The sequence below is a fragment of the Rhodococcus sp. YL-1 genome (genome assembly GCF_001942025.1).
Taxonomy (GTDB): Bacteria; Actinomycetota; Actinomycetes; order Mycobacteriales; family Mycobacteriaceae; genus Rhodococcus_F; species Rhodococcus_F qingshengii.
The window spans coordinates 1,388,288-1,415,014 of sequence record NZ_CP017299.1 but is presented as its reverse complement, the minus strand read 5'-3'; the positions used below and the strand labels follow the sequence as shown (position 1 = coordinate 1,415,014).

At 61.2% G+C, this 26,727-nt stretch carries 20 protein-coding genes; 4 read left to right on the top strand and 16 right to left on the bottom strand.

Translation table 11 applies throughout. The annotated features are described in order from the left end of the window. Positions 1-229 precede the first annotated feature (229 nt). Entirely contained in the window at positions 230-1,249 is a 1,020-nt protein-coding gene (locus tag BH682_RS06640; RefSeq protein WP_223304621.1) for a hypothetical protein, read from the top strand. On the opposite strand, the gene BH682_RS06635 is transcribed toward BH682_RS06640, so the two are convergent. After that, a complete protein-coding gene (locus tag BH682_RS06635) occupies positions 1,151-3,091 on the bottom strand; it encodes a S9 family peptidase (RefSeq protein ID WP_058227559.1) in 1,941 nt (646 codons plus the stop codon). The genes BH682_RS06640 and BH682_RS06635 overlap by 99 nt on opposite strands. A gap of 76 nt (positions 3,092-3,167) precedes the next feature. Between BH682_RS06635 and BH682_RS06630 the strand changes: the two genes are divergently transcribed. Both BH682_RS06630 and BH682_RS06625 read left to right on the top strand, forming a co-directional pair. Then, positions 3,168-4,421, top strand: coding sequence for a pyridoxal phosphate-dependent aminotransferase (locus BH682_RS06630; protein ID WP_003943683.1), 1,254 nt, complete (start codon positions 3,168-3,170; stop codon positions 4,419-4,421). Between the two features lie 509 nt (positions 4,422-4,930). Continuing rightward, complete coding sequence (locus tag BH682_RS06625; protein ID WP_003943628.1) at positions 4,931-6,193, top strand: YibE/F family protein; 1,263 nt, start codon at positions 4,931-4,933, stop codon at positions 6,191-6,193. A 9-nt stretch (positions 6,194-6,202) separates the two neighbouring features. Here BH682_RS06625 and BH682_RS06620 read toward each other — a convergent pair whose 3' ends face one another. Then, a complete protein-coding gene (locus BH682_RS06620) occupies positions 6,203-7,885 on the bottom strand; it encodes an Hsp70 family protein (protein ID WP_223304620.1) in 1,683 nt (560 codons plus the stop codon). A gap of 149 nt (positions 7,886-8,034) precedes the next feature. Beyond that, positions 8,035-9,354 (bottom strand): UDP-glucose dehydrogenase family protein, encoded by a 1,320-nt coding sequence (locus BH682_RS06615; RefSeq protein WP_007726649.1) that lies wholly within the window; start codon positions 9,352-9,354, stop codon positions 8,035-8,037. Positions 9,355-9,462: 108 nt separating this feature from the next. Between BH682_RS06615 and BH682_RS06610 the strand changes: the two genes are divergently transcribed. Continuing rightward, the gene (locus BH682_RS06610; RefSeq protein WP_075835178.1) at positions 9,463-9,987 is read left to right on the top strand and encodes an arsenate reductase/protein-tyrosine-phosphatase family protein; all 525 of its coding nucleotides are present in this window, start codon (positions 9,463-9,465) and stop codon (positions 9,985-9,987) included. Here the strand turns inward: BH682_RS06610 and BH682_RS06605 are convergent. From BH682_RS06605 to BH682_RS06545, 13 genes are all read right to left on the bottom strand, one after another. Beyond that, positions 9,959-11,383, bottom strand: a complete 1,425-nt coding sequence (locus BH682_RS06605; protein WP_075832483.1) for a polysaccharide biosynthesis tyrosine autokinase — start codon at positions 11,381-11,383, stop codon at positions 9,959-9,961. The genes BH682_RS06610 and BH682_RS06605 overlap by 29 nt on opposite strands. A 130-nt stretch (positions 11,384-11,513) precedes the next feature. Beyond that, on the bottom strand, positions 11,514-12,839 hold the full coding sequence (locus BH682_RS06600; RefSeq protein WP_075832481.1) for a UDP-glucose dehydrogenase family protein: 1,326 nt from the start codon (positions 12,837-12,839) through the stop codon (positions 11,514-11,516). A gap of 55 nt (positions 12,840-12,894) precedes the next feature. After that, the gene (locus BH682_RS06595) at positions 12,895-13,863 is read right to left on the bottom strand and encodes a GDP-L-fucose synthase family protein (RefSeq protein ID WP_039972726.1); all 969 of its coding nucleotides are present in this window, start codon (positions 13,861-13,863) and stop codon (positions 12,895-12,897) included. Continuing rightward, entirely contained in the window at positions 13,860-14,891 is a 1,032-nt protein-coding gene (gene gmd, locus BH682_RS06590) for a GDP-mannose 4,6-dehydratase (protein WP_007726640.1), read from the bottom strand. Before gmd ends, BH682_RS06595 begins: the two co-directional genes overlap by 4 nt. A 97-nt stretch (positions 14,892-14,988) precedes the next feature. Further along, the gene (locus tag BH682_RS06585) at positions 14,989-15,783 is read right to left on the bottom strand and encodes a WecB/TagA/CpsF family glycosyltransferase (protein ID WP_075832479.1); all 795 of its coding nucleotides are present in this window, start codon (positions 15,781-15,783) and stop codon (positions 14,989-14,991) included. Positions 15,784-15,788: 5 nt separating this feature from the next. Continuing rightward, positions 15,789-16,955, bottom strand: a complete 1,167-nt coding sequence (locus BH682_RS06580; protein WP_075832477.1) for a glycosyltransferase family 4 protein — start codon at positions 16,953-16,955, stop codon at positions 15,789-15,791. Next, positions 16,952-17,848 (bottom strand): glycosyltransferase family 2 protein, encoded by an 897-nt coding sequence (locus tag BH682_RS06575; protein WP_075832475.1) that lies wholly within the window; start codon positions 17,846-17,848, stop codon positions 16,952-16,954. The genes BH682_RS06580 and BH682_RS06575 overlap by 4 nt, the downstream gene beginning before the upstream one ends. Next, entirely contained in the window at positions 17,845-19,056 is a 1,212-nt protein-coding gene (locus BH682_RS06570) for a hypothetical protein (RefSeq protein ID WP_054187552.1), read from the bottom strand. The genes BH682_RS06575 and BH682_RS06570 overlap by 4 nt, the downstream gene beginning before the upstream one ends. Continuing rightward, positions 19,053-20,264, bottom strand: a complete 1,212-nt coding sequence (locus tag BH682_RS06565; RefSeq protein WP_075832473.1) for a glycosyltransferase family 4 protein — start codon at positions 20,262-20,264, stop codon at positions 19,053-19,055. The genes BH682_RS06570 and BH682_RS06565 overlap by 4 nt, the downstream gene beginning before the upstream one ends. A gap of 1 nt (position 20,265) precedes the next feature. Continuing rightward, positions 20,266-21,591 carry an O-antigen ligase family protein gene (locus BH682_RS06560; protein ID WP_058038961.1) on the bottom strand — a complete coding sequence of 442 codons (1,326 nt, stop codon included), beginning with the start codon at positions 21,589-21,591 and terminating at the stop codon, positions 20,266-20,268. Further along, a complete protein-coding gene (locus BH682_RS06555) occupies positions 21,578-23,101 on the bottom strand; it encodes a sugar transferase (RefSeq protein ID WP_075835176.1) in 1,524 nt (507 codons plus the stop codon). Before BH682_RS06555 ends, BH682_RS06560 begins: the two co-directional genes overlap by 14 nt. Before the next feature lie 874 nt (positions 23,102-23,975). Then, positions 23,976-24,326 carry a GNAT family N-acetyltransferase gene (locus tag BH682_RS37280; protein ID WP_075832471.1) on the bottom strand — a complete coding sequence of 117 codons (351 nt, stop codon included), beginning with the start codon at positions 24,324-24,326 and terminating at the stop codon, positions 23,976-23,978. A 365-nt stretch (positions 24,327-24,691) separates the two neighbouring features. Continuing rightward, positions 24,692-26,137, bottom strand: a complete 1,446-nt coding sequence (locus BH682_RS06545) for a polysaccharide biosynthesis tyrosine autokinase (RefSeq protein WP_007726623.1) — start codon at positions 26,135-26,137, stop codon at positions 24,692-24,694. Positions 26,138-26,727 lie beyond the last annotated feature (590 nt).

The window sequence follows — 26,727 nt, the reverse complement described above, 5'->3', positions numbered from 1 at the left end:
TCCGCCTTTCCTGTAGTCATAGTTGAACAGCCTGGCACGCGAACGCTCCGGACGCAAGGGTTTCCTAGAGCGCGACACCGGGAACCTGCCACCGTTTCCCATACCGAACACCCTCTCCAGCGACGCGAAACCGGTTCGAGCTGTAAACAAGTGGTGTTCACTCACGGCTATCCACACCCCCGGGGTCACGGCTTCCTTTCCAGCGCCGGGCACAGCAAGATCGATCGACATGGGGGAACAGACACATATCATCCGCAGGCCGGACCAACTGTCGATCGGTCGCACCGATGCCGAGATCCGACAGGCCTGCGCTAGTGGAACCTGGGCCAGAATCCATCGTGGTGCGTACGTGGACAGCGGCCACCTGTCCCGCCTCGACGCATACGGACGACATCGATTACGGGCAGAGGCCGTGGCCTGCGCCGCTTCACCCGGTGCCACTGTCAGCCACGTCTCGGCTGCGGTTCTGCACGGTTTCGAACTCTGGAACACTCCGCTCGAGGTCGTTCACCTGTCCCGGAACCGGCGAGGTGGTGGCCGAAAGTCCGCTCGACGTCACGTGCACTCGACATGGCTGGCGGACAACGAGATCACCGAAGTCGATGGGCTGCGCGTCACGACTCCGGCACGAACTGTTGCGGATCTCGCGAGGACACTCACTTTCGAACAGGCTCTCGTCGTGGGCAATTCAGCGTTGCACCGTTCAAGGTTGCCCAAGGACGCGGTTGCAGCATCGCTGGCACTCAGCCCGAACAATCCGCGCCATCGACATGCGCTCCACGCGCTCACCGCGATGGACTCCCGTATCGAAAGCGTCGGTGAATCACGGAGCCTCGCATTGTTCCTGCACGAACACTTACCGCTCCCCGAACCCCAGGTCGACATCCACGACGCTCGAGGGTTCGCCGGCCGCGTCGACTTCCTGGGGCGTGAGCAGCGCACCATCGGAGAGTTCGACGGCCGCGTCAAGTACGGCCGACTGGTGCCCGCCGGTCGCAGCCCCGAGGACGCGCTCTGGAACGAGAAGCTCCGCGAAGACCGACTCCGTGACGAGGGTGGGAGGTCGCGAGGTGGACGTGGGCCGACCTGTCGACCCCGTCACTGGTGGCAAGTCGGATCCTGGCGGCCTTCGCGCGCAGCCACGGGGCCGTCAGCTACTGATCGCAGGCTTCCACAGCTCGAGCGTCGGAATGCCGGGTGGAGTGAATCCGAGCACCTGCCCGTAGAAGGACAGCTCGGCGTTGCGTGAGCTGATGATGGTCGACTGCTTGCGGAATCCGTGAGATTCACCCTCGTAGGCCAGGTACGCGTGCGGAATGCCCTTGGCCACCAGAGCATCCCGGAATCGCTCCGCCTGCGAGGGTGGCACGATCGGATCGTCGAGACCCTGGAGAAGCAACACCGGGCAGTTCAACCCGTCGACGTTGTTGAGTGGAGCACGTTCCGCGTACAGGTCGGCAGATTCCGGCAGCGGGCCGATCAAACCGTCGACGTAACGCGATTCGAAATCGTGAGTTTCCTGCACGAACAGGTCCAGTTCGGCCACGCCGAAATAGGAGGCACCACAAGCGAACACGTCGGACGTCGTCAGTGCGGCCAGAACGGTCCAACCACCGGCGGATCCGCCTTCGATGGCAAGGCGGGCCGGATCGGCAAGCCCCTGCTCGGCCAACCCGTTGACGGCGGTGACGACGTCCTGCACGTCGACGACACCCCACTGACCACGCAATCGATTACGGTACTCACGTCCGTAACCGGTCGACCCGCCGTAGTTCACGTCGACGACGCCGATTCCGCGGCTGGTGAAGAAGGCGTAGACGAGGTTGAGGGCCGGTGCGACGTGCGCCGTCGGCCCACCGTGAACAAACGCGACATACGGCGGCAGTTCATCGTCGGGCCCTTTGTATCGCGGACTGCGCGGCGGATAAGCAACGGCGTGAACTTCTCGCCCGTGTCCGTGAGCCACGACGGCTCGCGCTTCCGGAAGATAGGCAGACTCGGGCAATTCTTCGACCGACGAACGGATTTCGGTGAGTTCGCCGGTACCGAGGTCCAGTTCACGTAGCGCGCCCGCCAGTTTCGCGCCTCCCGAGATGAGCAGTAACCGATCTCCGCGAACCTGCATGAGGCCGATGCTGGTGACACCCGGGATCGTGATGTCGCGCAGTTCCCCCGACGCCGGGTCGAGTACCGCCAGCGTGTCGGTTCCGACGGTGCGTGCGGTGAGCAGGTGCCCGTTGCCGAGTTCGACGAACCAGCGCCCACCGAAGCGCCACTGCGGGCCACCGAAATCCGCGTTCACCGGGCAAATCGGGCTGATCTTGCCGCCGACGCGATAGATGTTCCACCAGCCGCTGCGATCGCTGATTGCGTAGAGTTCGTCGTCGGTGATCCACTCCGGCTGCAGGACGGACTCTTCAAGTCCGCCGATCAGCACGGAATACGCCTGAGCGACGCCGTCGACGAGTGGAGCTACCCGTAGTTCGGTACCGTCCCAGGGCATTTGCGGATGGTTCCATGCGATCCAGGCGATCTTGGTTCCACTCGGCGAAAGCCTCGGTGACGAGAGGAAGTCCGAGCCGCCGACGATCGAGCGGATGTTGCCGGAACCGTCCAGCGGAATCGCGCAGATATCGCGAGTGATCGCCCCGTCCTCCGCGTGCGCTTCCCGAACCGCCCACACCTCGCCGTTCACGATCTGCAGGTCTGCGTATCGCCACGCGGCCGGCGACGCCGGTTCGGGCGTCAACGCCCGTGGGGTGACTCCTTCGAGGATGTACACCCGTTGATCGGAGAATTCACTGAAGACCAGTTTTCCGGACTCGGTGACCGTCCAGGCGCCACCGCCGTACTCGTGAACCCTGGTACGCGCGTTCCACGGCGCGGGGAGGATGTCGACGGGTTGGTTGTCGAGACCAGATCGACGGATCGAGGTCCGACCACCCTCGGTCGGACGAAGTTCAGCCCACCAGATCTCGTCACCGACGTATCGTCCACCCTCGACAGGGTGCCCACCTGCAGCCAGATCAGCTGCTCCGATCGGAGAAGTCCACGATCCGTACGGGGCTGCAATCTGCTCGCTGGGGGTCATCGCTCGACAATAGCCAACGGGGCGTGCGACACGGTCCCCGACAATGCACTTGCACAGTGGTGGAATCATGTAACTCGTGAGCACACCAGAACCCGTCCGCCACCGTCAGCCGCAGCGCGAGCTGGAGCAGTCGTCGAAGCTCCAGAACGTCCTGTACGAAATCCGTGGACCGGTACACGCGCATGCCGCCCGGTTGGAGGCGGAAGGACACCGGATCCTCAAGCTCAACATCGGCAACCCGGCACCGTTCGGATTCGACGCCCCCGATGTGATCATGCGGGACATGATCGCCGCCCTGCCCTATGCACAGGGCTATTCGGAGTCGAAGGGCATTCTGTCGGCGCGGCGCGCAATCGTGACGCGTTACGAGCTGGTTCCCGGCTTCCCCGAGCTCGACGTCGACGACATCTACCTCGGCAACGGTGTTTCCGAACTGATCACGATGACCATGCAGGCCCTCCTCAACAACGGCGACGAGGTTCTGATCCCAGCACCGGACTACCCCCTGTGGACTGCGATGACGAGCTTGTCCGGAGGCACGCCCGTCCACTATCTCTGCGACGAGGCCAACGACTGGAATCCCGATATCGCCGATATCGAATCCAAGATCACCGACAAGACCAAGGCTCTCCTCGTCATCAACCCGAACAACCCTACGGGTGCGGTGTACTCGATGGAGGTTCTGCAGCAGTTGGTCGATCTGGCACGCAAGCATCAGCTTCTGCTGCTCGCCGACGAGATCTACGACAAGATCCTCTACGACGACGCCAAGCACATCTCGCTGGCAACACTTGCCCCTGATCTGCTGTGCCTGACGTTCAACGGCCTCTCGAAGGCCTACCGCGTCGCCGGCTACCGCTCCGGCTGGGTGGCGATCACGGGCCCGAAGGATCACGCGGCCGGCTTCCTCGAGGGACTCGATCTCTTGGCGTCGACCCGTCTGTGCCCCAACGTCCCCGGACAGCACGCCATTCAGGTCGCCCTCGGCGGTCACCAGAGCATCGAAGACCTGATCCTGCCCGGCGGCCGCCTGCTCGAGCAGCGCGACGTCGCTTGGGAGCGATTGAACATGATTCCGGGCGTTTCGTGTGTGAAGCCTCGCGGCGCGCTCTACGCGTTCCCTCGTCTGGATCCGAACGTCTACGAGATCCACGACGACGAGAAGTTGGTTCAGGACCTGCTTCTCCAGGAGAAGATCCTGATGGTTCAAGGCACCGGGTTCAATTGGCCGAATCACGATCACCTTCGGATCGTCACCCTTCCGTGGGCCCGAGATCTCGCCGTGGCCATTGAGCGATTCGGCAACTTCCTCACCAGTTACAAACAGTAGATTCTCACGCTGAATCCGGCTGAAATCGAGTAAACAATTCGTTGTACAAATGCCCCGTAAACGTAAAACTGCGGGGCATTTGTGCGACCTTGGTCACATTTTTCGCAAACCATGCGGTTTGATTGACTCTTTAACTATTTAGTGACCTGCCCCGATGTGAAAACGGTCCAACCGGTACGTGATTCGTTGTGAAATTGGTAGTTGGACAACGCGCCAAATCGGTTTGAAATTGGGTACATTAGTTAGCAGCACTTCGGTGCCGCGAGCACCTGGTATCCCTCCCCCCCCTGTGGATACCAGGTTGGTGGCGGGGACAACCCCCCCTGTTCCCCGCCACCCAGCTCGACCAATCCCAGTTTCACAACCCCTCATCGGTAGCATCGGTTTTCGCCGACTCTGCCTTGCAGCGACACTGCCTTTCACCGACACTGCCGTCAGAAGCTGACCATTCGCTTCGGAGCCGATAACATTGCACCGGTGCAAATCCCCAGTCCGACACTCAGTTTCCGATGAGTCACGGCCACGGCCACGGTGGCCCCATTCAGATCGGCCCCACCGCATCACGCGTCGTCATCGGGTTGCTCGTCGTCATCGGCATGGTCGTCGTCGCGGCAGCTGTCGCACTGTGGCCGGACAAGAACACCATTCCCGTCCCACTCCCCTTCCAGAATGCCGACGGCAGCTCGGTGGAAACCGAGGCGGGCACCGTCACGATGCAGGATCTCGGTGACTGCGGAAGTTCCTCTGCCGGAAGGGTATTCGTCGGTGCCCCGCAACCGCCGCCTACCTCCGCCTACCAGTGCCAGCGAAGTATCGTCGATATCGAATCCGGGCCGAATGCCGGAACGAAGACATTGCTCGAGGTCATTCCGGGCGCCGGTCAGCCGGACCTTCGCGTGGGTGACCACATTCGCCTGGTGCGTCAGACCGACCCGAACGGAAACACGCAGTACTCCTTCGAAGACTATTCGCGTGGGCTCCCGCTGGCGTTGATCGTCATCGCGTTCGCCGTCGTCATCATCGCAGTCGCACGGTGGAGAGGGCTGCGCGCACTCGTCGGCCTGGTGATCGCCTTCGGCGTAGTCGTCGGGTTTCTCCTACCCGCTCTGCTCGACGGCAAGCCTGCGATACCGGTTGCGCTGGTCGCCGGGGCGGTGATCTTGTACGCGGTTCTCTATCTGGCGCACGGGGTCTCACTCAAGACCAGTTCTGCTTTGCTCGGCACCCTTGCCGCCATGGTGCTCGCCGCGGTTCTCTCCTACCTCTGCATTGAACTGACACACCTCACCGGTTTGTCTGAAGAGCAGAACACCAATGTTCAGACCTATATCGAGCACATAGACATCACCGGCCTGCTGCTGGCGGGCTTCATCATCGGCTCGCTCGGCGTTCTCAACGACGTCACCATCACCCAGGCATCCTCGGCATTCGAGTTGGCCGAACTCGACAAGCATGCGTCCCGTCGAAAAGTCTTCGGCGGTGCGATGCGGGTCGGACGTGATCACATCGCCAGCACGGTCTACACCTTGGTTCTCGCGTACGCGGGTGGGGCGCTGCCACTGCTACTGCTCTTCAGCGTCAGCGGGCGCCCACTTCAGGACGTCCTGGTCGGTGATGCCGTCGCAATCGAGATCGTAAGGTCCGCTGTCGGCGGAATAGCCCTGGCGCTTTCGGTTCCACTCACCACTGCCATCGCCGTGATTCTCGCCCGTCCGCCCGGTAGCGCGGTCAAGGCCGGCCCCACGTCAGGTGGCCGACACTCCAAACGCTGAAAGCGAGCCTCAGAGTCCGGGAATCGGTGGGAGAACCGGCAACAGAATCGGCGGAAGCCCCGGGATGTAGATCGCCGGCGGTGGCGGCGCGGGCGCGGGCGCGGGCGCGGGAGGCACGTAAGTGTCCTGCACGACTGGCGGAGCCTCGACGACCGGAGGGGCTTCCTCCGTCGTCGTCGGGGGCGCGGTCGTTGTGGTCGTAGGCGGCGGGGTAGTCGTGGTCGTCGGTGCCGTCGTGGTCACCTCGGTTGCCACGGGTCCGGCGTCCTCGGAATCGAAGACCTTTCCTCCGTAGCCCAATCCCAGCCCCACGATCACGATCGCCGCGATCACACCGGCGCCGAGGCCCGCGAACCGTAGCGGGTTTCTCGGCTCTTTGGATGTCGATTCAACGGGTTGTGTCCCGGCGAGCCAGGACGGGTGTGCGGTTCCTGCCCCGGGTCCCTCGCCTTCGTACATCGCCGAGTACGCCTGGGCGTCAACCATCACGGCCTCGGTGTCTGCGTCACGTTCTGTGCCGAATCCGTCCGTGGCCTGGTCGCTGTCGGCGACCACGAGATCTGCGGCCGGATCGAATCGTTGCTCGTGTCGGTTCGGTCGCGGCTGAGGCAGTTCCGCCGCGTAAGGGCTCGGCACCTGTTCCTGCGGAACGGACTTCGTACCGGAAGCGGCTTCGGACAAGGCATTCGGCCGCTCCGATTCCGTGAGCGTTGCCACCCCTCCGTGGCTGAACGCCTGAACCGGAACGGGTACCTCCGCCGGGGTGTGGATCGGATACGGCGCAAAGATCGGCGCTACAGCCGGAACCTGAACCGGGGCAGATACCGCGCGCGCCGATGGCGTCATCGACGACTCCGCGATCAGCGCAGCGCCTTGCGCAGTCACGAGTTCCGGCTGCTCGGGCGCGATGAGGGGGCACTCCAGCCACGCGGCGAGGGTCGCCCGCACGATCGGAATGCGTGCACCGCCACCGATCAGGAGAATCGCGTCGGGGTTACGGCCGGACGTTGCGATGACCTCTCGTATCTCGCGTGCGAAGGCCTCCACCGACGTGACGACCAACGAATCGAAAACTTCCCGCGACAGCAGGAGAAGCCCGCCGGGGCCGGGCAGGCACACCGCACTTCGTGAGGACAGCTGTTCCTTCGCGAGTCGGCATCGCGCCTGCAGTTCGGCATCGCCGCCCGGGTCGGCCGGCGTAGCTATACGGCGACGCACGGTCTGATCCGAGTAGACGAGCTCGTCGAAGTGATCTCCACTGACCCGCGTCGACCGGGCGGTGACGACGGTAGACCGCATCTGCCTGTCCACAATGCTGATCGTCGATCCAGAACTACCGATGTCGACGACGACGAGTGTGCTCTGGTCGGTCAACGCACCGGACTCCTCGAGCATTCGAAGCGTCGCGACTACTTCGGGAACCAGCTCGAAGTTGTCGATGCCTTTCTGTTCGAACGCTGTTTGGAGTGCTCCGGCCTGCGCTTGATCCCGGTAGGCGACGACCGTATTGCTGCCGAGGTCGGCATTCTCGGTCAAGGCCACGCCGGTTGCCTCCGCTGCGACTTCCTCGGGAATCTCGCGGCCTCGATCGACCGCTCTGGATCGGAACACCGGACCACTGTGGTCGGGCGTCCCCGGGCGCGCCAAACGCACAGCGCTGGCTCCCACCGTCACACCCAAAACCAAGTTCATGATCCACCTTCGTCGACCGTCGACGGGTTCCGTCACCAGACCCCGTCATTCCCCGGCCGGAAGTCTACCCACTGGGCATGGTCTGCGAGGTTCGCGCATCTCACCTAAGGCCTTCTCGCAGCTATTTTTTCGCTACCTGGACGTTCGACCTACCGCCCCAATCCGCGATAGTTCCAACCGGCGGAGCGCCACAGGTCCGGATCGAGGCAATTTCTGGCGTCAACGATCACCCGCCGCCGAACGAGTGGTTCCAAATCGGCGGGCACGAGTGAGGCGAACTCGTCCCATTCAGTGGCGATCAAGACCACATCAGCATTCCTGCAAGCTTCTGACGTGGAGGTTGCGTAGTGAAGGGTGGGAAACAGTCGGCGAGAATTATCCATTGCCTTCGGATCGAAAACGGTGACCGCCGCCCCGTGCAACTGCATCATTCCTGCAACGTTGAGCGCAGGCGAATCGCGCACATCGTCGGATTCGGGCTTGAACGCAGCTCCCAGCACCGACACGTTAGCTCCCAGCAAACTGCCATCGCAGGCTGCCGTCACCAGTTCCACAGCTTTTGTCCGTCGTCGCATGTTGATGCTGTCGACCTCGCGGAGGAAGTACAGCGCCTGGTCGACACCCAACTCCCCGGCGCGTGCCATGAACGCCCGAATGTCCTTCGGCAGGCAACCACCGCCGAACCCCAAGCCCGCATTGAGGAACCGTCTACCGATCCGAGCGTCGTACCCGAGAGCGTCGGCCAACATCGTGACGTCGGCCCCGGTCGCCTCGCACACCTCCGCAATCGCATTGATGAAGGACACCTTGGTCGCGAGAAACGCATTCGCAGATCCTTTGACCAACTCGGACGTCGCCAGATCGGTCACGAGGAAGGGCACCCCCGCGTCCAGTATCTCGGCATACACCTCGCGAAGAACGCCTTCGGCGTTTCCCGGCCGGTCACGATCGATCCCCAGAACCAACCGGTCAGGGCTCAAGGTGTCCGCGATCGCGTGTCCTTCACGCAGGAACTCCGGATTCCAGGCCACCTCTACCGAGCCACCCGCCGGCGCAGTCGCTCGGAGTCGCTCGCCGAGAGCCGCTGCCGTGCCTACCGGCACCGTCGACTTCCCGACTATCAGCGAAGGCTTTCGCAACAACGGCGCCAACATGTCGATCACCGAATGAACATGACTCAGATCTGCGGCGTACTCCCCCTTCTTCTGGGGCGTCCCCACACCGACGAAATGGATGTCCGCAAAATCCGCGGCATCGGAGTAGGAAGTCGTGAACTGCAGCCGACCCGACGCCAGATTCTTCTCCAGCATGTCGGTCAGACCCGGCTCGAAGAACGGGACCTCCCCACGAGACAACTTGTCGACCTTGGACTGGTCGATGTCGACTCCCAGCACGTCGTGGCCAAGTTCGGCCATACACACTGCGTGGGTCGCCCCCAGGTATCCCGTTCCGAACACGGTCATCTTCATGTGTTGTTGGTATGCGTCCGAACTTTCCGAAACGCGTACGCCAGGTGGGCGCGAAACCAACATCGGGCATACGACGAGTGCGTCGCGTGTGCAACCTATGCTTCTGCCATGCACGTTCTCTTCGTTTGTACGGGAAACATCTGCCGATCACCCACGGGCGAACGCCTTGCACGTGCTTATGCCGCCGAAGCCGGGGTCACCGGATTCACCGCGTCGAGTGCCGGAACCCGGGCGATGGTCGGACACCCGATCGAGCCGACTGCTGCGAGGGTTCTCGCGGGGCTCGGCGGCGACCCCACGGAGTTTCAAGCCCGACGCATGACAACAGCGCTGGCCTCGGACGCCGACCTCATTCTCACGATGACCGAAAGTCAGCGAGACAAAGTCCTGGCGTTGGCTCCGGCGCGGCTCAAGCGCACGTTCACACTTCGAGAAGCCGCACGGTTGGGCTCGCTCGCAGATGCAGGAACTGTCGAGGACCTCGCCGCCGCCAGACCCCGATTTCGTGCCACCGAACCCGAGGACGTCATGGATCCGATGGGTAAGGAAGAGAACGTGTTTCACGAGATCGGACTCGAGATCGCCGATCTCCTCGGCCCGCTGCTCAGCCGACTTCGCTTCGGTGAGCGCTGAGCGCGGGCACCGCGGTCAACTGCGGTAGCGACTTGTCCGACTCGTAGTAGTAGCTGTACTCGTACGCATTGCGTCCGCGAGACGGCGTCATCGTGATGACAGTGCCCAGGACGTGTGCACCCACACTCTGTAGGTTTCCGACCGCGCGCGCCAGTTGATCGCACTTCGTGGAGCCGTGTCGGGCGATCACCAGTGCACCGTCCGACATCGCGGCCAGGACCGCGGCATCCGTGACGGGTAGCAACGGCGTGGCGTCGATGATGACGTAGTCGTATCGCGCCCGCAGTTCCTCGAGAACATGTTTGGCCGTGTCCGTGCCGAGTAGTTCGCTCGGGTTCGGCGGGATCGGTCCGGAGGCGAGCACTGTCAGCCCGTCGAACTCAGTCGGCTGAAGCACATCGTCCAGCGTCGCTTGACCGGAGAGCACCGAACTGACGCCGACACTTCCGAGCAATCCCAAATACTTCGATACTCGCGGCTTCCGGAGGTCGCCTTCCATCAGGCACACTGATTTGCCGGCCTCCGCCAAGACGAGAGCGATGTTCACGGCCGTGGTCGTCTTACCTTCGGAGGGAAGCGAACTCGTGACGACGATGACACGCGGTGGATGGTCCACCTCGAGGAACTGAAGGTTGGTGCGCAACTCACGAAAGGCTTCGGCACTCACGGAACTTCCGTCACTGAAAGCGATCGCGTGATTGACTTCGACGTCCTTGTCGAACGGGATCGTGCCCACCATCGCCGAACCCGCGATCTCTTCTACAGTTCGACGATCTTTCACCGTGTTGTCGAGTCGATCACGAATCAACGCAAGCGCGATCCCCACAACCAGTCCCGCCACTGCGCCGAGCGCGAGGTTGCGCGAAGTCTTGGGTGACACCGGAACAGTCGGCTGTTGAGCCTGCTGTTCGACGACCACACGTGCAGGCGGTGTTCCGCCGTTCTCGGGTGTCTCCAGTTCCTTTGCCAATGCCACGAATTCGGATGAGAGAGTGTTCGCGATCTCGCGTGCGAGTTCCGGTGACGCGTCCTTGACTGCGAGGTCGATCAACACAGTGTCGGGCGCCGACGTCGCAGTGACCTTGGAGGCCAACTCGTCAGCCGACATCCCGCCGACCACCCTCGGTCCCAGTTCGTCGATCGTCCGCTGTGCGAGTGTTCGGCCGGTCAGGAGTTTTGTGTAGGACAGAACTCGCTGCTGTGAAAGTTGACTGCCCTGCAGTGCCTCGTTGACCGAGGTACCCGCCGACGTCGAAACGAACAGCCTCGTCGAGGCCTGGTAAACGGGCGTCGAAAGAAGAGAAGCGCCAAGGGCTCCGAGGATTCCGAGCACGGTTACAGCAGCGACGATTCGCCATCTGGCTTGCAATATCTTCAGGTAGTCGACAATTTCCATCTTGATGTCTCCTTCGGCTCACGCATGTCCACTGCGGGTCTGAGCGGTCTTTGCCGGTCGGACCGCGAGGGCGAACCGGGCTTTATCAATTTCGATATAGATCAGCTGCGACGGACGAGACGTCCTGTGCTCACGGGCGTCCCAGTCCGCGGTAGTTCCAACCTGCGCCTCGCCAGTCGTCGGGGGAAAGGCAATTGCGCCCGTCGACGATCACTTTGTTGCGAACCACCGAATCGAGATCGGACGGCTGCAACTTCAAGAATTCGAGCCACTCGGTCAATACCAGGACGACGTCGGCACCTTCGCAGGCCTCCAATGCATTTGCCGAGTAGGTCAGCGTCGGGAACAGCGCGCGCGAATTGTCCATGGCCTTTGGGTCGTACACGTTCACTGCAGCACCTTGGAGCTGAATCTGACCCGCGACGTTGAGCGCCGGCGAATCACGAACGTCGTCCGAGTCCGGTTTGAACGCGGCACCCAGAACTGCGACTCTCGCACCGAGAAGCGATCCGCATGCCTCCCGCGCCAGTTCGACCATGCGTGTACGTCTGCGCATATTGATGTTGTCGACTTCGCGCAGGAACGTCAGTGCTTGGTCGGCACCGAGTTCACCGGCGCGAGCCATGAAGGCGCGGATGTCCTTCGGCAAACACCCTCCGCCGAAACCAATTCCCGCGTTGAGGAATCGACGTCCGATCCGAACGTCGTGCCCGATCGCGTCGGCGAGCACTGTGACGTCAGCGCCCGCGGCCTCGCACACTTCGGCGATGGCGTTGATGAACGAGATCTTGGTGGCCAGGAAAGCGTTCGCTGACGCTTTCACCAACTCCGCCGTCGCAAGGTCCGTGACGAGAAACGGAATCTCCTCATCGAGGAGCTCTGCATAAACTTCGCGCGCAACAGATTCCGCTCGACCGCGGACATTTCGATCGACTCCGAGCACAAGTCGGTCCGGGTGCAACGTGTCCTGGACGGCAAATCCTTCACGGAGAAACTCGGGATTCCACGCGACTTCGACGCCGTCACCGATCGGTGCCAGTTCCCGCGCGCGTTTGCCGAGCCGTTCCGCGGTGCCCACCGGTACTGTGGACTTGCCGAAGATGACCGAGGGCTTGGTGAGCAGCGGCGCCAAAGTCTCGATCACGGCATCCACGTAGACCATGTCCGCGGCGAACTCACCCTTCTTCTGCGGCGTACCGACCCCGAGGAAGAACACGACCGCAAATTCTGCGGCTTCCTCGTACGACGACGTGAACTTCAGTCGCCCTCGATCGATGTTGTTTCGTAGGACCTCGCCCAACCCTGGCTCGTAGAACGGAACTTCACCTGCTGCCAGTTTCTCCAGCTTTGCCGCATCGACATCCACTCCGAGGACCTCGTGACCGAGTTCGGCCATACAGGCCGCGTGTGTCGCGCCCAGGTATCCCGTGCCGAATACTGCTATGCGAGTGCTCATGTTGCTCGATCTGCTTTCTCGAGAGTGTGCGAAGTGTGTTGATGGGAAAAGTGATTCAGGTGCGTACGGCACCGATGTTGTCGCGGTACCACGAGATCGTCGACGCGATTCCTTCGCGCAATCCGATTGTCGGCCGCCATCCGAGTTCACGAATCATGCTCACGTCCAGCAGTTTCTGCATCGTTCCGTCAGGCTTCGAGGTGTCCCACTGCGTCTCGCCGGTGTATCCGACCTCGTCGGCGACCATCGAAGCGATCTCGCGAATTGTGTGGTCTTCGCCGGTTCCGACGTTGACATGCGATGCACCGTCGTAGTTGTCGAGCAGATGCAGACACGCCGACGCCAAGTCGTCGACATGCAGGAATTCACGTCGCGGATTGCCACTCCCCCAGTTGACAACCGACTGGACTGCCGACGACTGCGCCTCGTCGTAACGCCGAACGAGGGCGGGAAGTACGTGCGATCCGCGCGGAGAAAAATTGTCTCCCGGGCCGTACAGGTTGGTGGGCATAGCTGAGATCCAGGGGCGACCATGCTGCCGCCTGGCAGCTTGAACATGGAGTATTCCCGCGATCTTTGCTATTGCATAGGCGTCGTTGGTCGGCTCGAGATGCCCGGTGAGCAGGTATTCCTCCTTGATCGGTTGCGGTGCCAATTTCGGGTAGATGCACGATGATCCGAGGAACAGGAGACGCTCGACGCCGTGTGCGAGGGCAGCGTCGAGCACGTTCACCTGGATGCGCAGATTCTCCGACAGGAAGTCGACGAGGAAAGTGCTGTTCGCCGCAATCCCCCCAACTTTTGCTGCTGCGAGGATCACGTTGGTCGGCTTTTCGCGGGCGAAGAAATCGAAAGCAGCTTCCCGGTCACGTAGATCGAGTTCGGCCGACGTCTTTCCGAGCAACCTGGTGAAGCCCGCAGATTCCAGGTGTCGCCACACCGAAGAGCCGACCAGACCTCGGTGGCCGGCCACGTAGAACGGTGCGCCTCGATCGAGTGGTCGCGCTGCGAATGAATCACTCATCGCGTCGCCGACCAGTCGGGAAGTGCCGGAGTGTCGATCCACGGTCGCCCTTCGTGTTCGAGCGCTTCGATGTCTGCCTCGACCATGATCCGGGCCAGTTCGGGTGTGTGCACGCCGGCCTTCCAACCGAGTTTGCGCTCGGCATGACTCGGATCCCCGATCAGTGCGTCCACCTCGGTCGGCCGAAGATACCGTTCGTCGAATCGAACGTGGTTTTCCCAGTTCAGACCTGCATGTTCGAACGCGACGGTCAGGAAGTCGCGCACCGAGTAGTTGCCACCGGTGGCGAGCACAAAATCCTCAGGCTCGTCGACCTGCAGCATGCGCCACATTCCCTCCACGTACTCCGGCGCATATCCCCAGTCGCGAATCGCATCGAGATTGCCCATGTACAGATGATCCTCGATACCTGCCTGGATGCGTGCGACCGCGCGCGTGATCTTCCGCGTCACGAATGTCTCACCACGCCTCGGGGATTCGTGATTGAACAGAATTCCGTTCACAGCGAAGATCCCGTATGCCTCACGATAGTTCTTGGTGATCCAGTACGAGTACACCTTCGCCGCACCGTAGGGCGAACGTGGGTAGAACGGTGTCTCCTCGTTCTGCGGTGGCGGTGTGGCACCGAACATCTCGGAACTCGACGCCTGGTAGAACCGGCAGTCGAGTCCGGCCATCCGAACCGCTTCGAGTAGTCGGATCGACCCGACGCCAGTGGTGTTCCCGGTGTGTTCGGGTTCGTCGAAGCTGACCCTGACGTGAGACTGCGCAGCGAGGTTGTACACCTCGTCCGGCTTGATCTGCGCGAGTAGTGTCACCAGGCGCGCTCCGTCACTGAGGTCACCGTAGTGAAGAAAAAGTCGAGCATCCGCATCGTGCGGGTCAACGTAGATGTGGTTGATCCTCGAAGTGTTGAACGTCGAGGATCGACGGATCAGTCCGTGAACCTCGTAGCCTTTGGAGAGCAGCAACTCGGCAAGGTAAGAGCCGTCCTGCCCCGTGATTCCGGTAATCAGTGCGCGTTTCATCCTGCGTTCCTTCCGTTGCGGGACAGCCCGCCTGATAGTTGCGAAACCACGGTTGTGGTCCGTAGTCCTCCGAATCGCTCGGCAGTCTTGATCTCGCTCATGCGCGTTCCCCCAAACGGCCGAAGACTTTTCGTATGTCACGTGATGCCAGCCGTACGAATGTCGAGTTACCGAACAGGTAGCGCCGCCACAGACGTTTGGGTTCGGATACAAGTCGATACAACCACTCGAAACCCGAGTTCTGGACGAAAGATGGTGCCTCCGAGACAGTTCCGGCCAAGAAGTCGAAGGCCGCGCCGACACCGACGGCCACGTAGTCGGTTCGATCCGCTATCGCCTTCGTGACAAAGTCCTGCTTCGGCGCACCCAGACCGACCCACACGATGTCCGGTGACGTCGGATCGACCTTCGTGATGATGTCGTCGACGAACTCCTTGCTGAACGCGGCAAACGGCGGGGCATATGTGCCGGCCACCTTGATTCCCGGGTACAACTCCTCGACTCGATCCGTCAAGAGACTCAACGTCTCTTCTGTCGTGCCGACAAAATGGTGACGAAGGCTGTAGCGGCGTCCCTTGTCCAGGGTGGCCTCGAAGAACGACGGACCCCGGACTGGTCGAACACCGACGTGATCGGCGGTGCCGCCGATCAGGCGCATCACCCAGCTGACCGGGGTTCCGTCTGCGAAGTTCACACCGGGACCCTTCAAAACCGCGGAGTAGTCGCGATCACTGTGCGCCGCCGACACGCAGTAGGAATTCGACAACCTCACGGAGACTCCGGTTCCGGCTCCCTCTCGTCTGTCGTTGACCACCCAATCGGTAGCTCTCTCGAGATTGGTCGCGGCAAACGGAATGCCACCCACCTCGATGACCTCGAACGGACTGCTCATCTGTCTCACCACTTTTCCGAGTTCGTTTGTCGACGTTCATTGCACTGGCCGTAGCTGCGCGACAAGACCGATGTCAACCGGGACCGAGTCCAATCACGTTGCGGTTCAAAGAGAGAAAGCTCGGTCTCGACAATCGATCGAGCGATACGAGAGGCGAGAGTCGACGCCGGAGCAACCGGGATCGTCACGGCGTTCCTACCTGCCAGTGTCGGCACACCGCCGAGATCCAGACAGACCACCGGCAGGCCCACCGCAGCCGCTTCGGCCGCCACCCAGCCGCCCGAATCGTGCATGCTCGGGAAGAGCAGAGCGGAGGAGGCCCCCATCTCGCCCACCACTTCCGATCTGTCGCGCCATCCGCGAAGCGTGACCTGACCGCGCCGATACGGAAGCGACTTCTCGATCCGCCCGCGGGCGGGTCCCTCCCCGACAAAGGTCATGGACCACTCGGTACCCAGCTGCTCGAGCGCATCCAGAATCAGGTCGATTCCTTTGTATTGCAACAGTCTTCCTACGAACAAGAGCCTTCGTTTCGGCCGGGGTACCGCTTGCTTCTCGATTCCGTCGTAGTCCAGAACACAATTGGGTTGGACGACGACGTTTCTTGCCCGCGGTGCGCCGCGTCCGCTGTCGGAATTCATCGCGATGAAAGTGTCAACTCGTCCAGCCATGAAGATGTGCGTCAGTGACCGAACGGCTTTCGTCGAGCAGGTTCGAACTGCCGTGGTTGCCAGATACCGCATGCCGATGCGCTTGGCGAGCGGCATCGGCGGGTAGGTGTTGCCCCCGGCAGGCCCCCATACGAGTCGTGCGCCGCCGGCTCCACCGAACAGCACCGGTGGGGGCAGCCAGTCAGAGGCGAAAGTTGCATGGTGCAGGACGTCGAAGTTTGCCGCTTCACGCCGAACGAACAGTGAAGTGTGCCAGAGCCATCGGAGGTATCGGCCGTACGATCCGGCTTCTTCCGCGGGCAAAGTCGCTATTCGCACGACACGAACTTCGCAACCGAGCTGTTCACACTCTGATTCCAATGCGGGAGCCTCACCGGAGCGAGTCACCACCGTGATCGACTCACACAGTTCGGAAGCCGCCGAGAGAAGCGCCCAACCCGCACCGGATTCACTCCCCTGATTCGGATCGCAGGCGTATGCCGTCATCAACAACCGTGTCATCGCGTTACCACCAGCCTCTGTGCGCGCGGCGTCCGAGAATCGCTGCGGCTGAATCGCTCTGAGAACCAACCGATGTTGCGTGCACCGTTGTCTAGAACCACGCGCTTGATTCGTGGACTGATCAAGGCAACGGGGATCAACGCCGCCGACGCGAGTACGAGCAGAGCGCGTTTGGCACTCTGAGCCGCCAACAGTGGCAGCTCGAGCTGTCCCTGACAGACCGCGAGGATTCGTCCGTTGTTGACATACCGGGCGAAGAGCCAGGAATCCCGACGCCGATCCTCGCCGACGGGTTCGTACGCAAGCGCCTCGTCGCACCACAACAACCGGACACCGCCGGCGCTCATCCTGAGCGTGAACTCGGTGTCCTCGCCGCCAGGTAGATCCCAGTCGTCACTGAAGTTCAAGCCGTTCAAAGCCTTCAGGTCCAACAACAGATTTCCAGCGCCTGCAGACGCAACCGGGGTGCCGGTCGAATGGCGAACGCGAGTGTGCAATGGAAGTTCCGAGGCAGGCAGACCCACCGGAATCACAGGACCGGCCACAGCACCTGCGTCGAAATCTGCGGCGCAGGTGAGGAGATTCGACAGCCAGTCGACATCGACGTACTCGTCGTCGTCGACGAAGACGATGTAACGACGATCTCGTGCACGGGCGAGATCGACCAGCGCACGTCGCGCCGGAGATACCCCGCCGAATCCGAGATGCAGTCGTTCGATCCCGTCGGCAACATACGTCGGCGTGGTGGATTCCGGATCGTTGTCGCCTACTACGACCTGGGCGGAGGCACCGGAAGCCTGGATCGATGCCCGGACGCTGTCGATGCAGACAGCCAGTTCCGATTCACGACGAAAGGTCAGAATCGCCACTACGACGCCGTTGGGATTCTTCATGAGAGGTCAACTTTCGGTCGGGCGTCACGGTTCATCGAAACCAGAAGTGCGACGCTCGCGCTGGCGCACGCCGACACGGCCAATGCTCCTGCGACGTATACGGCGCTGTCGGTCAGTCCCGCCCCGAGAACGATCAGAAACTGTAGAGGCAACAGCATGGCGCGAAATGTGTTGAGGTTTGCGGTCTTGTCCACGACGCGGATCGAGGTACCGACGCCCAGAAGAATCCCATTGAACGCCACCGCCAACCCGCACAGCAGAATGACCGGTATCAAGTTCGGAAAGTGCGGCCCGACCAGATGATCCATCAATCGCACTCCCGAGAGTCGAATCTCGAGCGTGAGACAGATCAGCGAAACGCAGATGATCGAAACCCAGAAGATCTGCAAGCCCACTCGGCGGCCGAGTGCCATGCACTCGCTCGGGCTCATCGCTTCGACACCACTGCCGAACTTACGCATCAGAATTGGCGAGATGCCCGCGAACATCAAGGACAGCGGACCGAGCAGTGTCTGGGCAGTTCTGATCTCACCGATCATCGAGATCGACGCCACCACAGTGAGTATCAAGAACATCGCCTGCTGAGCAGCTGATCCCATCAATATCTCGATCGCAAACGGCACGGATCTATATCGGTGAGTGCGCGAGTACCTGATCGACGGTACCGGCGGTACCAGACGCATGGATGCGTGACCGAGAGCGAGCGCGACGAAGACACCGACCGTATAGGTCACGAGTGCAAGTGTCAGATTCTCGACCAGGAAAGCTGCAATAAGGACGAACGAGAGTGTCACGATCTGTATCGACACAGAGATCCAACTCGCACCGTCGTGCATCAGCATCGTGCGTATCACGTCCAACACCACGAAACCAGCTGCAGCCAAGGCGTATACCGTGAGATTCATCGAGTCCGAGCCGGCGATCACGAACAGTGCCCACACCGATGTCACCGATACCGCCGCCAGCACGATCGTGGGCGCCAACGCCGGTCCACGCTCGTCAGACCCCGCCCCTCGCGACAGCCAGACGTCGACGCCGATCGCTCTCCCCAGTGCCAGTGCCAACAGACCCGCCGATTGAATCACGGCAACCTGGCCGACTTCGATCGGACCACCGAGTCGTGCCACCGAGGTGAGAACGACAAAAGTGAGGACGCTCGAAAGCCCTTGATCGGCCATGAATGTCACATGCCGAGTGCGATCTTTCACGATCTCACCTCGTCGATGAGCTCACGCATCGACGTCGCCGCTTTGCGCGATGTGAAGCGATTCGAGTAGTGACGATAAGCGGACCTGCGTATCGCCGATCGATCGTCCGCTCCGAAGATTCGATCGAGGGCCTCGCGTATCGACGACTCTTCCAAGGTATTGAGAGGCGTTCCGCCCGGTCCGACGATGTCCGCGAGTGCACCGTTGGTTGCGTAGATGACCGGGGTGCCAACCGACATCGATTCGATCGCAACGCGTCCGAACGGTTCTGCCCATTGAGACGGCACCACGGACGCCGCACTGTCGCGAAGTATCTCGATCACATCTTCGTGCGAAGTGAATCCGGCCAGCGTGACGTTGTCGAGAGCTGCGCTTATGCTGGAGATCTCGCCGTACTGCGGTCCGTCACCGAGGACTGTGAGCGAGGGACTTCCAGCGCCCTGCGGCCAGTTGCGCACCAAATCCAGGACGCCCTTCTCCGGTGTCAGTCGGCTGACGCACACAACCGAATCAGTGCTCCGAAACTCGGGTTCATTTTCTTCGAATCCGAAGTTCGGACGAACCACGACGCGGCCAGAACTGATCAGTCGTCCTCCGACCAGACGTGCTGTCATCGCGCTCGTTGCGACGAACCTGTGCTGCTTCCACCCCAAGACGCTCAGCTTGACCGCCGTAGCGCTCAGGTAGCAGACAAGGCTCTGCAGTCGGCTGTTTCCGTAGCATCCGTTGCGGACACAACTCGTGAAGTATTTGGTGGAACCGCATTCGGTGCACGTGCCATCTGCGCGCAACTTGGCTGACGGTGTGGCGAGGCGATAGTTTCGAACCGCCTGCAACATAGGAATTGCGGCGGCTCTTGCGGCCACGAGCAACGAAGCCGAGAACGCCGGCCAGAGATTGTTCACGTAGATGACGTCGGGGCGCTCCGAACGGATGATGCGCAACGCATCGACGAGTACGCGAGGACTGAACACTGCGGTGACTGCCGCCCACGGTCCCCGGGAGATCTTGGAATTCTCGGTGGTGCACTGAACCGTCTCGTATCCGATCGATTTCAGGAGCTTGGATTCGTTGGCGAAGCTCTGCTCCTCACCACCCGGATTCCGATAGATCGCATGGAACATCAAGGCTTTCGGCGGCGTGAATCCACCGGCGGACGTCGGGTTCACTTCGGGCTTCGAACGCGCTACATCGAACGACTTGTACATCTCAGTGACCTCCTCTTCGCTCCGGAGCGAACCTGTACGCGTCGTTCTGGTCGGCACGAACCCCACGGATCGACAACTCGGCGTTGCCCGCATTGTGGGAGCGGTGGGTCGAGGGTCCGTACGGCGCCAGGAAGACCCATGCGATCAGCCACATGGCGCCGAAGAAGAGCGTCGACTCCGTCAAGTCCATCGAGAAGACGAGAGCCATGATCGCGACGACGGCGATGTACTCCGTTCTGCTGCGGGCTCGCCCGAGCGCCGTGCTCAGAAGCAGGTAATAGCCGGCCAACAGCAGCAGGAATCCGATCCAACCGATCTGCAGCCGAATGTCGAGCATTCCGTTGTGTGCGCTGGTCGCCGGAAAGGACAGCTTTGACCGAATCATCTGCCCCACTGCACTGTCCGGCGCCCACACCGAGCCGAAGCCCCATCCGAGCAGAGGCCGCTGTTCGGCGTAGTAGTCGGATACCGTCCAGAGATGTAACCGGCCGGTCAGCGTGACATCTCGCGAGAGTAGCGCCGCGACATCGGGTCCGAGCACCTTCATCGCGCCGGACACCCCGAGGTACAGGCCGATGATCACAGTCGAGGCGAGGTGAGCGTTCGGTGTCCGTCTAAAGCACCTCAGAGCAAGCATTGTCGCCAGCGCAATCCCTGCAGCGACGAGACCGGTCTGGCTCCGGGCCTCGAACAACACGATGCCGGCGACAGCAAGCGCCGCCACCCACGGAATACGCTTGACGTCGGGAAGCATGAGCATGACACCGACAAGTACAACTTCGATGGCAGCCATTCGTCCCAAAGTGTTCTTGTGCGTGAAGATTCCGCGATAAGCAACGGCGCGGGTGTCCACGTCGATGCCAGTCGAAGGATCGAGGAACACGACCATCAGCGACAGCACGAGAAGTACCAGCAAGGTGAGGGCAACAGTCCGCACTCGCACCGCGAAGGTCAACTCACGGGCGACGATGATTCCCGTGATCGCCAGGCACACGACGACGATGCCGGCGACGGCGGAGTTCCGGGGCAGTGTCGACCAGTACCAGCTGGTTGCCGGGACGCCGGCCGAGATCATAAGCGTGAAGACAGGCCACGTCGTATTGCGTGAGTATCGCCGGTCGAGGAAGTAGACCAACGCAAGTGTCGCCGAAAGAACGGCCGAACCGTGTACGAGCAACGATCCGAGCGCTGTCCTCTGCGTGTACGCCTGAAAGGCTCCGCTCGCGCCGATGACCGCGATCACCAATGCCGTTCGCAAGATCAGCGGATTGTTCGGCGCCTCATTTTCGCAAGGCGCCGGTACCGCCTTCTTGTCAGTAGGCGCCATCACTTCCCACCACCGCCTTGAGCGTCTTCGCGACGATCATGACGTCACCCATCATCGACCAGTTGTCGACGTAGGAAAGGTCCAGGCGGACAGTGTCTTCCCACGAAAGATCAGAACGTCCACTGACCTGCCACAGGCCGGTGACACCGGGCTTGACCAGTAGCCGACGACTGACCGCGTCGTCGTACATCTCGACCTCGCGCCGAAGCGGTGGCCGCGGGCCTACAACGCTCATCTCACGCCGGAGGACATTGACGAACTGGGGCAACTCGTCGATCGAGTATCGGCGCATGAATCGACCGACCGTCGTCACACGCGGATCGTCTCGCATCTTGAAAAGCACTCCGGCGCCTTCGTTCTCCTTCATCAGCGCCGTGACCTGTGAATCCGCATTCTGGACCATCGAGCGGAACTTGAGCATGGGGAACGGCTGACCGTCCAACCCCATCCGCTCGGACTTGTACAGAACCGGCCCCTTGCTCGTGAGCTTGACGGCGATCGCAGCCGCCAGTAGCACCGGACTGATCACGGCGAGTACCACGGTTGAGAAGACGATGTCGAAGGTCGTCTTCGTGAACTTCTGCGCGCCGTGATAGCGCGGACGCTCGACATGGATCAGCGGAAATCCAGCGACCGGGCGCATCGAGAGCCTCGGCCCGGACACATCCAGAATCCCTGGTGCGACAACAAGGTCCACATGATCGCGCTCGAGATCCCAGGCCAACGTGCGCAGCCTTTCCGGTCCGAACCGCTCCGACGCCGTCACTGCCACCGTGTCGGCACCGACCTGTTCGATTGCGTCGGTGACACTGTGCTCGTCTCCGAGCACCGGAATGTCCCGACCGTTCACTGTGACAACTTCGCCCACGTCTCCTCCGTAGCCGGGTACGCAGACTCCGACAACTCGGTATCCATGGGCATCGTCGCGCTCGAGGTTGCGTGCAAGATCGACAACCGCCCCTCGCACACCGACCACAAGTACGGCAGTTCGAAATTCACCTCGGGCTCGCTCACGAGCAATCACCCGTCGCCAGATCCAACGACTCGCGATCAAGGCGGTCAATCCCATCGGAAACGCCACGGCAAGGTACAGGCGCGCGATCTCCAGGTGAAGGAGAAGGCTGGCGATCGCAATCAGTCCGAACAGGCGGAGCGTTCCGACAGCGATCAATCGGTACTCTTCAGGGCCGCTTCCGATCACGCGAGGAGATCTGGTCCGAAATACCCTCAGTACGGCAAACCAGCCGATAATCAGGGCGAAAGACAGTGCGGTGTAGCTGAAATGGCCGAATGCTTCACCGTCGACGACATCCGCGTCGCTACCGAATCGCCACCATTGAGCCAGAAACACAACTGCCGCAACGATGATCGTGTCGGTGATCGCCAGACGACGAAGATACGCAGATTGCCATTTCCTGCGTGCGGAAACTCCACCGGCCCTCTCCGGCGTTACTCGTCGGTGTTGTTGTGGCCGCTCTTTCGTGGGCGCGGCCATCTCGAGAACCGTCATGTGTTCAGAAACCTTTCCCCATGCACAGAATTCGGCCTGAAGATGTTCACCGGCCGAGGTCCATCGGACCGCCTTGCCGATTCCCGAAACTTCGACAGCGAAGCAACTGCTCCGCATTGCTGCGTTCAGTGCGTATGGTCGCATTACGTGCGCCTTGCAGTTAACCCGGCGACTATTGTCAGGCCTCGGCCCAACTGTCGATTATTGCGGCATTGCCGCAGCTCACACCCCGTGATTGAAGCAGAGTCCACTAACAACCCAAACACAGGACGATCGGCGATTTCTCCTCGCCCGCTGACGTCGCCGGCCTCAATATTGCCAGGACTCACATCTTGGCAACTCTTCGGCTAGCTGGTCAGTACCAGTGAGGAGTTTGCCACATTCCGGACAGCGTGGCAATAGCGCTTTCCGAAGTTTTTCCCGACGTCAGCATTGACCTCAGTTATTCACCCTCCGACAAGAAGGAGTGAACATTGCTCACCATTACCATTGCGTACCTATAGTTTTCATCGCCTAGCCCATTTGGCTCCGCGTTTGGACGGAAACCAGCACGCGGTTGGTAAACACTCTGCAATCCATACTTTGATGCGCTCAGCGTCGACTCAGCCCTGGACGATTGTTCGACACTTCGCCTCTGGGCGTCTTACCTACTCCTGGCCGGCATTGCGCGAACCTACGATCGGGCGACACCGAGAATTCAGACATGCAAAAGGAGGAGTGTGGACCGCCAGCGATCGCCGGTGATGTCCTGAAATAGTTGCAGCACAGCCCAATTAGGGACATGCGAGTTGCGCAGCCGCTCGGCTGCAAAGCGGGGCGACTGCTACCGATGGCTATGGCTATGGCCATGGCAAACGTGTGTGGCCGTGTAGGGTCAACGGACGCTCGACACGCTCGTTCGCACCCAGTAGCGGAGCGTGTCTCTCGAACAACCGACATTGCGGGACAACTGATCAGCTGGGCGCACGCTCTCGAGTAAACCCCCGCACGCTTCGATTGCCTTACGCGAAACCGGGTTCCTTTCGTCGCAGGTAACCAGGACGCGACTGAGCCCCACCGGGTCGCCGACATACGCGAGCGCCTCACCCAGAGCAGTCGACGCTATCCCTTTCCGGCCCTCCGACCGACGGACCCGTGGCCGATATGACCACCGACATCGGCCAAGAACTCGTTCATGCTGAGTCGCAGCTGGCCGACAACCCCCGCACCCGCTGTCCAAATCCATCGAGGGATGCCAGATCGACATCTAGGCGTTGCGAAACTCTCGAGGCCGAATCGGGCTGGTCCGCCTGCGGTCCGCCACACTCGCTACGCGATTCCAACCAAGACGCCCAAGGCCCCGTCGGGCGCAACCAGATCGACAGTCATAGAGGCACTGGTCAAGCAGGGACAGCTCAGACCGCAGCGTCACATCCCGCATGCCCGTGCCTACCCAATTACTGCGACGGCCGATGAACCCGTATTCCGCACTGCGCGTCGCAGACTCAGAGGACCCGACTAGAGAATTGCGTCCGATTCACCACACAGAGAAGGGCCCTCGAGCTTTGCTCGAGGGCCCTGTGAGGCGTCGGGATTTACCGTACGACCAGGTCAGATGACTGTCGACGTGACCTTTCGTTCGCCGACTGGATTGCTGTCCACGGACCCTTCCACGGCCACGTCAGCGACAACCGGATCGGAATCGTAGTAGTACTTGTACTCGTAGACACCACGACCGTTCAGCGGGGTCATCGTGATGACAGTACCGAGAATCGTCGCGCCCACACTGTGGAGATTGCCGACCGCCCTGCTCAGCTGTTCCCTCTTCGTCGTGCCGTGACGAGCAATCACTAGCGCACCGTCCGCCAGCGCTGAAAGAACTGCAGCATCCGTAACCGGAAGCAACGGCGAGGCGTCGATGATGACGTAGTCGAACCTTCTGCGGAGATCGGTAAAGACCGCATGGGCAGTGTCAGTGCCCAGAAGTTCGCTCGGGTTCGGGGGAATCGGACCTGAGGCAAGAACCGTCAGGTCAGCATTGCTCGTGACTTGAAGTACGTCGTCGAGATCTGCTTGCCCGGCCAGGACCGAGCTCAGACCAACGCTTCCGATAAGTCCCAGATACTTCGAAACGCGAGGCTTACGGAGGTCACCTTCGACGAGACACACCTTCTTGCCTGCCTCGGCCAACACGAGTGCGATGTTCACCGCAGTCGTGGTCTTTCCCTCGGAGGGAAGAGAACTCGTAACGACGATGACACTCGGTGGGCGATCCACGGCCAGGAACTGCAGATTGGTTCGCAGCTCGCGGTACGCCTCGGCACTTGCGGAGTTGCCCTCGTGGAAGTTGATCGCTTGATGAACTTCGCGTTCCTTGTCGAACGGAATTGTTCCCACCATCGCCGCGCCGGCGATGTCTTCGACCACCTTGCGCTCTTTGACGGTGTTGTCCAGGCGATCACGCACCACAGCCAACCCGATCCCCAGCAGAAGCCCGATCGCGGCACCGAGCGCCACGTTCCGCGAAGTCTTCGGCGACACCGGTTCCGCGGGAGTTTGTGCTCGCTGTTCGACAACGACGCGCGCAGGTGCTGTGCCACCATTTGCGGGCGTACCCAGATCTTTGACCATCACGACAAACTCGTCCGAGAGCGCATTTGCGATTTCACGTGCCAGTTCAGGCGACGCATCTTGCACGCTCAAATCGAGCAGTACTGTATCCGGCGCCGATGTGGCGGTCACCTTGGACGAAATCTCCGCAGCGGAAAGCCCGCCGAGTCGATCGGGCCCGACTGAATCGATCGTTCTCTGTGCCAGTGTCTCGCCGGTAAGGAGCTTGGCGTAGGAAGTGACCAACTGCTGTGAGAGCTGGTTACCTTGGTAAGCCTCGTTCACGGTTGTTCCGGTAGAAGTCGACACGAACAGGCGCGTGGAAGCCTGGTAGATCGGCGTGGCAATCAACGAGGCGCCCAATGCGCCCAAGATCACGACCACAGTGACGACAGCGACTATCTTCCACCGTGCCTGCAAAATCTTCAGGTAGTCCCGTACATCCATCGTCGAATCTCCTTCGGCTCGAACACGTATCACGTCTTCGAGTAGTAATCGACAGCCGCTGTCGAGCCGCTGCACTCAATGCAGGCTGAACGAGGCAGCCAATCTTCTATCGCGTGTCCCTGCGTCACAGCGCGAGGTATTTGCCGAAACAGCCAGGGGGGAGAGGCCTTCACGGCATCTCACACATCTCACTTCCTGGCCGATGCATGATCGGGAAGTGGCGAACACGCGACACTGACAAACCCGCGACACTGACATCGGGCCCACTCGCACATCGCGCAGAGCAGACACAACGTGCAGCCAGGCTGAACTCTACTGCGTCATTGGTCTTTTCACCACCGCAACGGAGCCTCGAAACTTCCTAGACATCGTCAGTCGACTGTGCCGACCATGAAAGGGTCACATACCACAGCGGGCCGTAGGACCAACGTCCGTCGACGACCAACTACGCAACTTGCCGCCGGAAGTTGATGCATACCAACCGAACAAGGCAACATGCCCCTCACCCTGTGATGCACGAGCGGCTATCCCAGCATCTCCCCCGGCCACAGCTCGCTCGCTGACGGACTTTGGTCCTGGGCACACGGCCA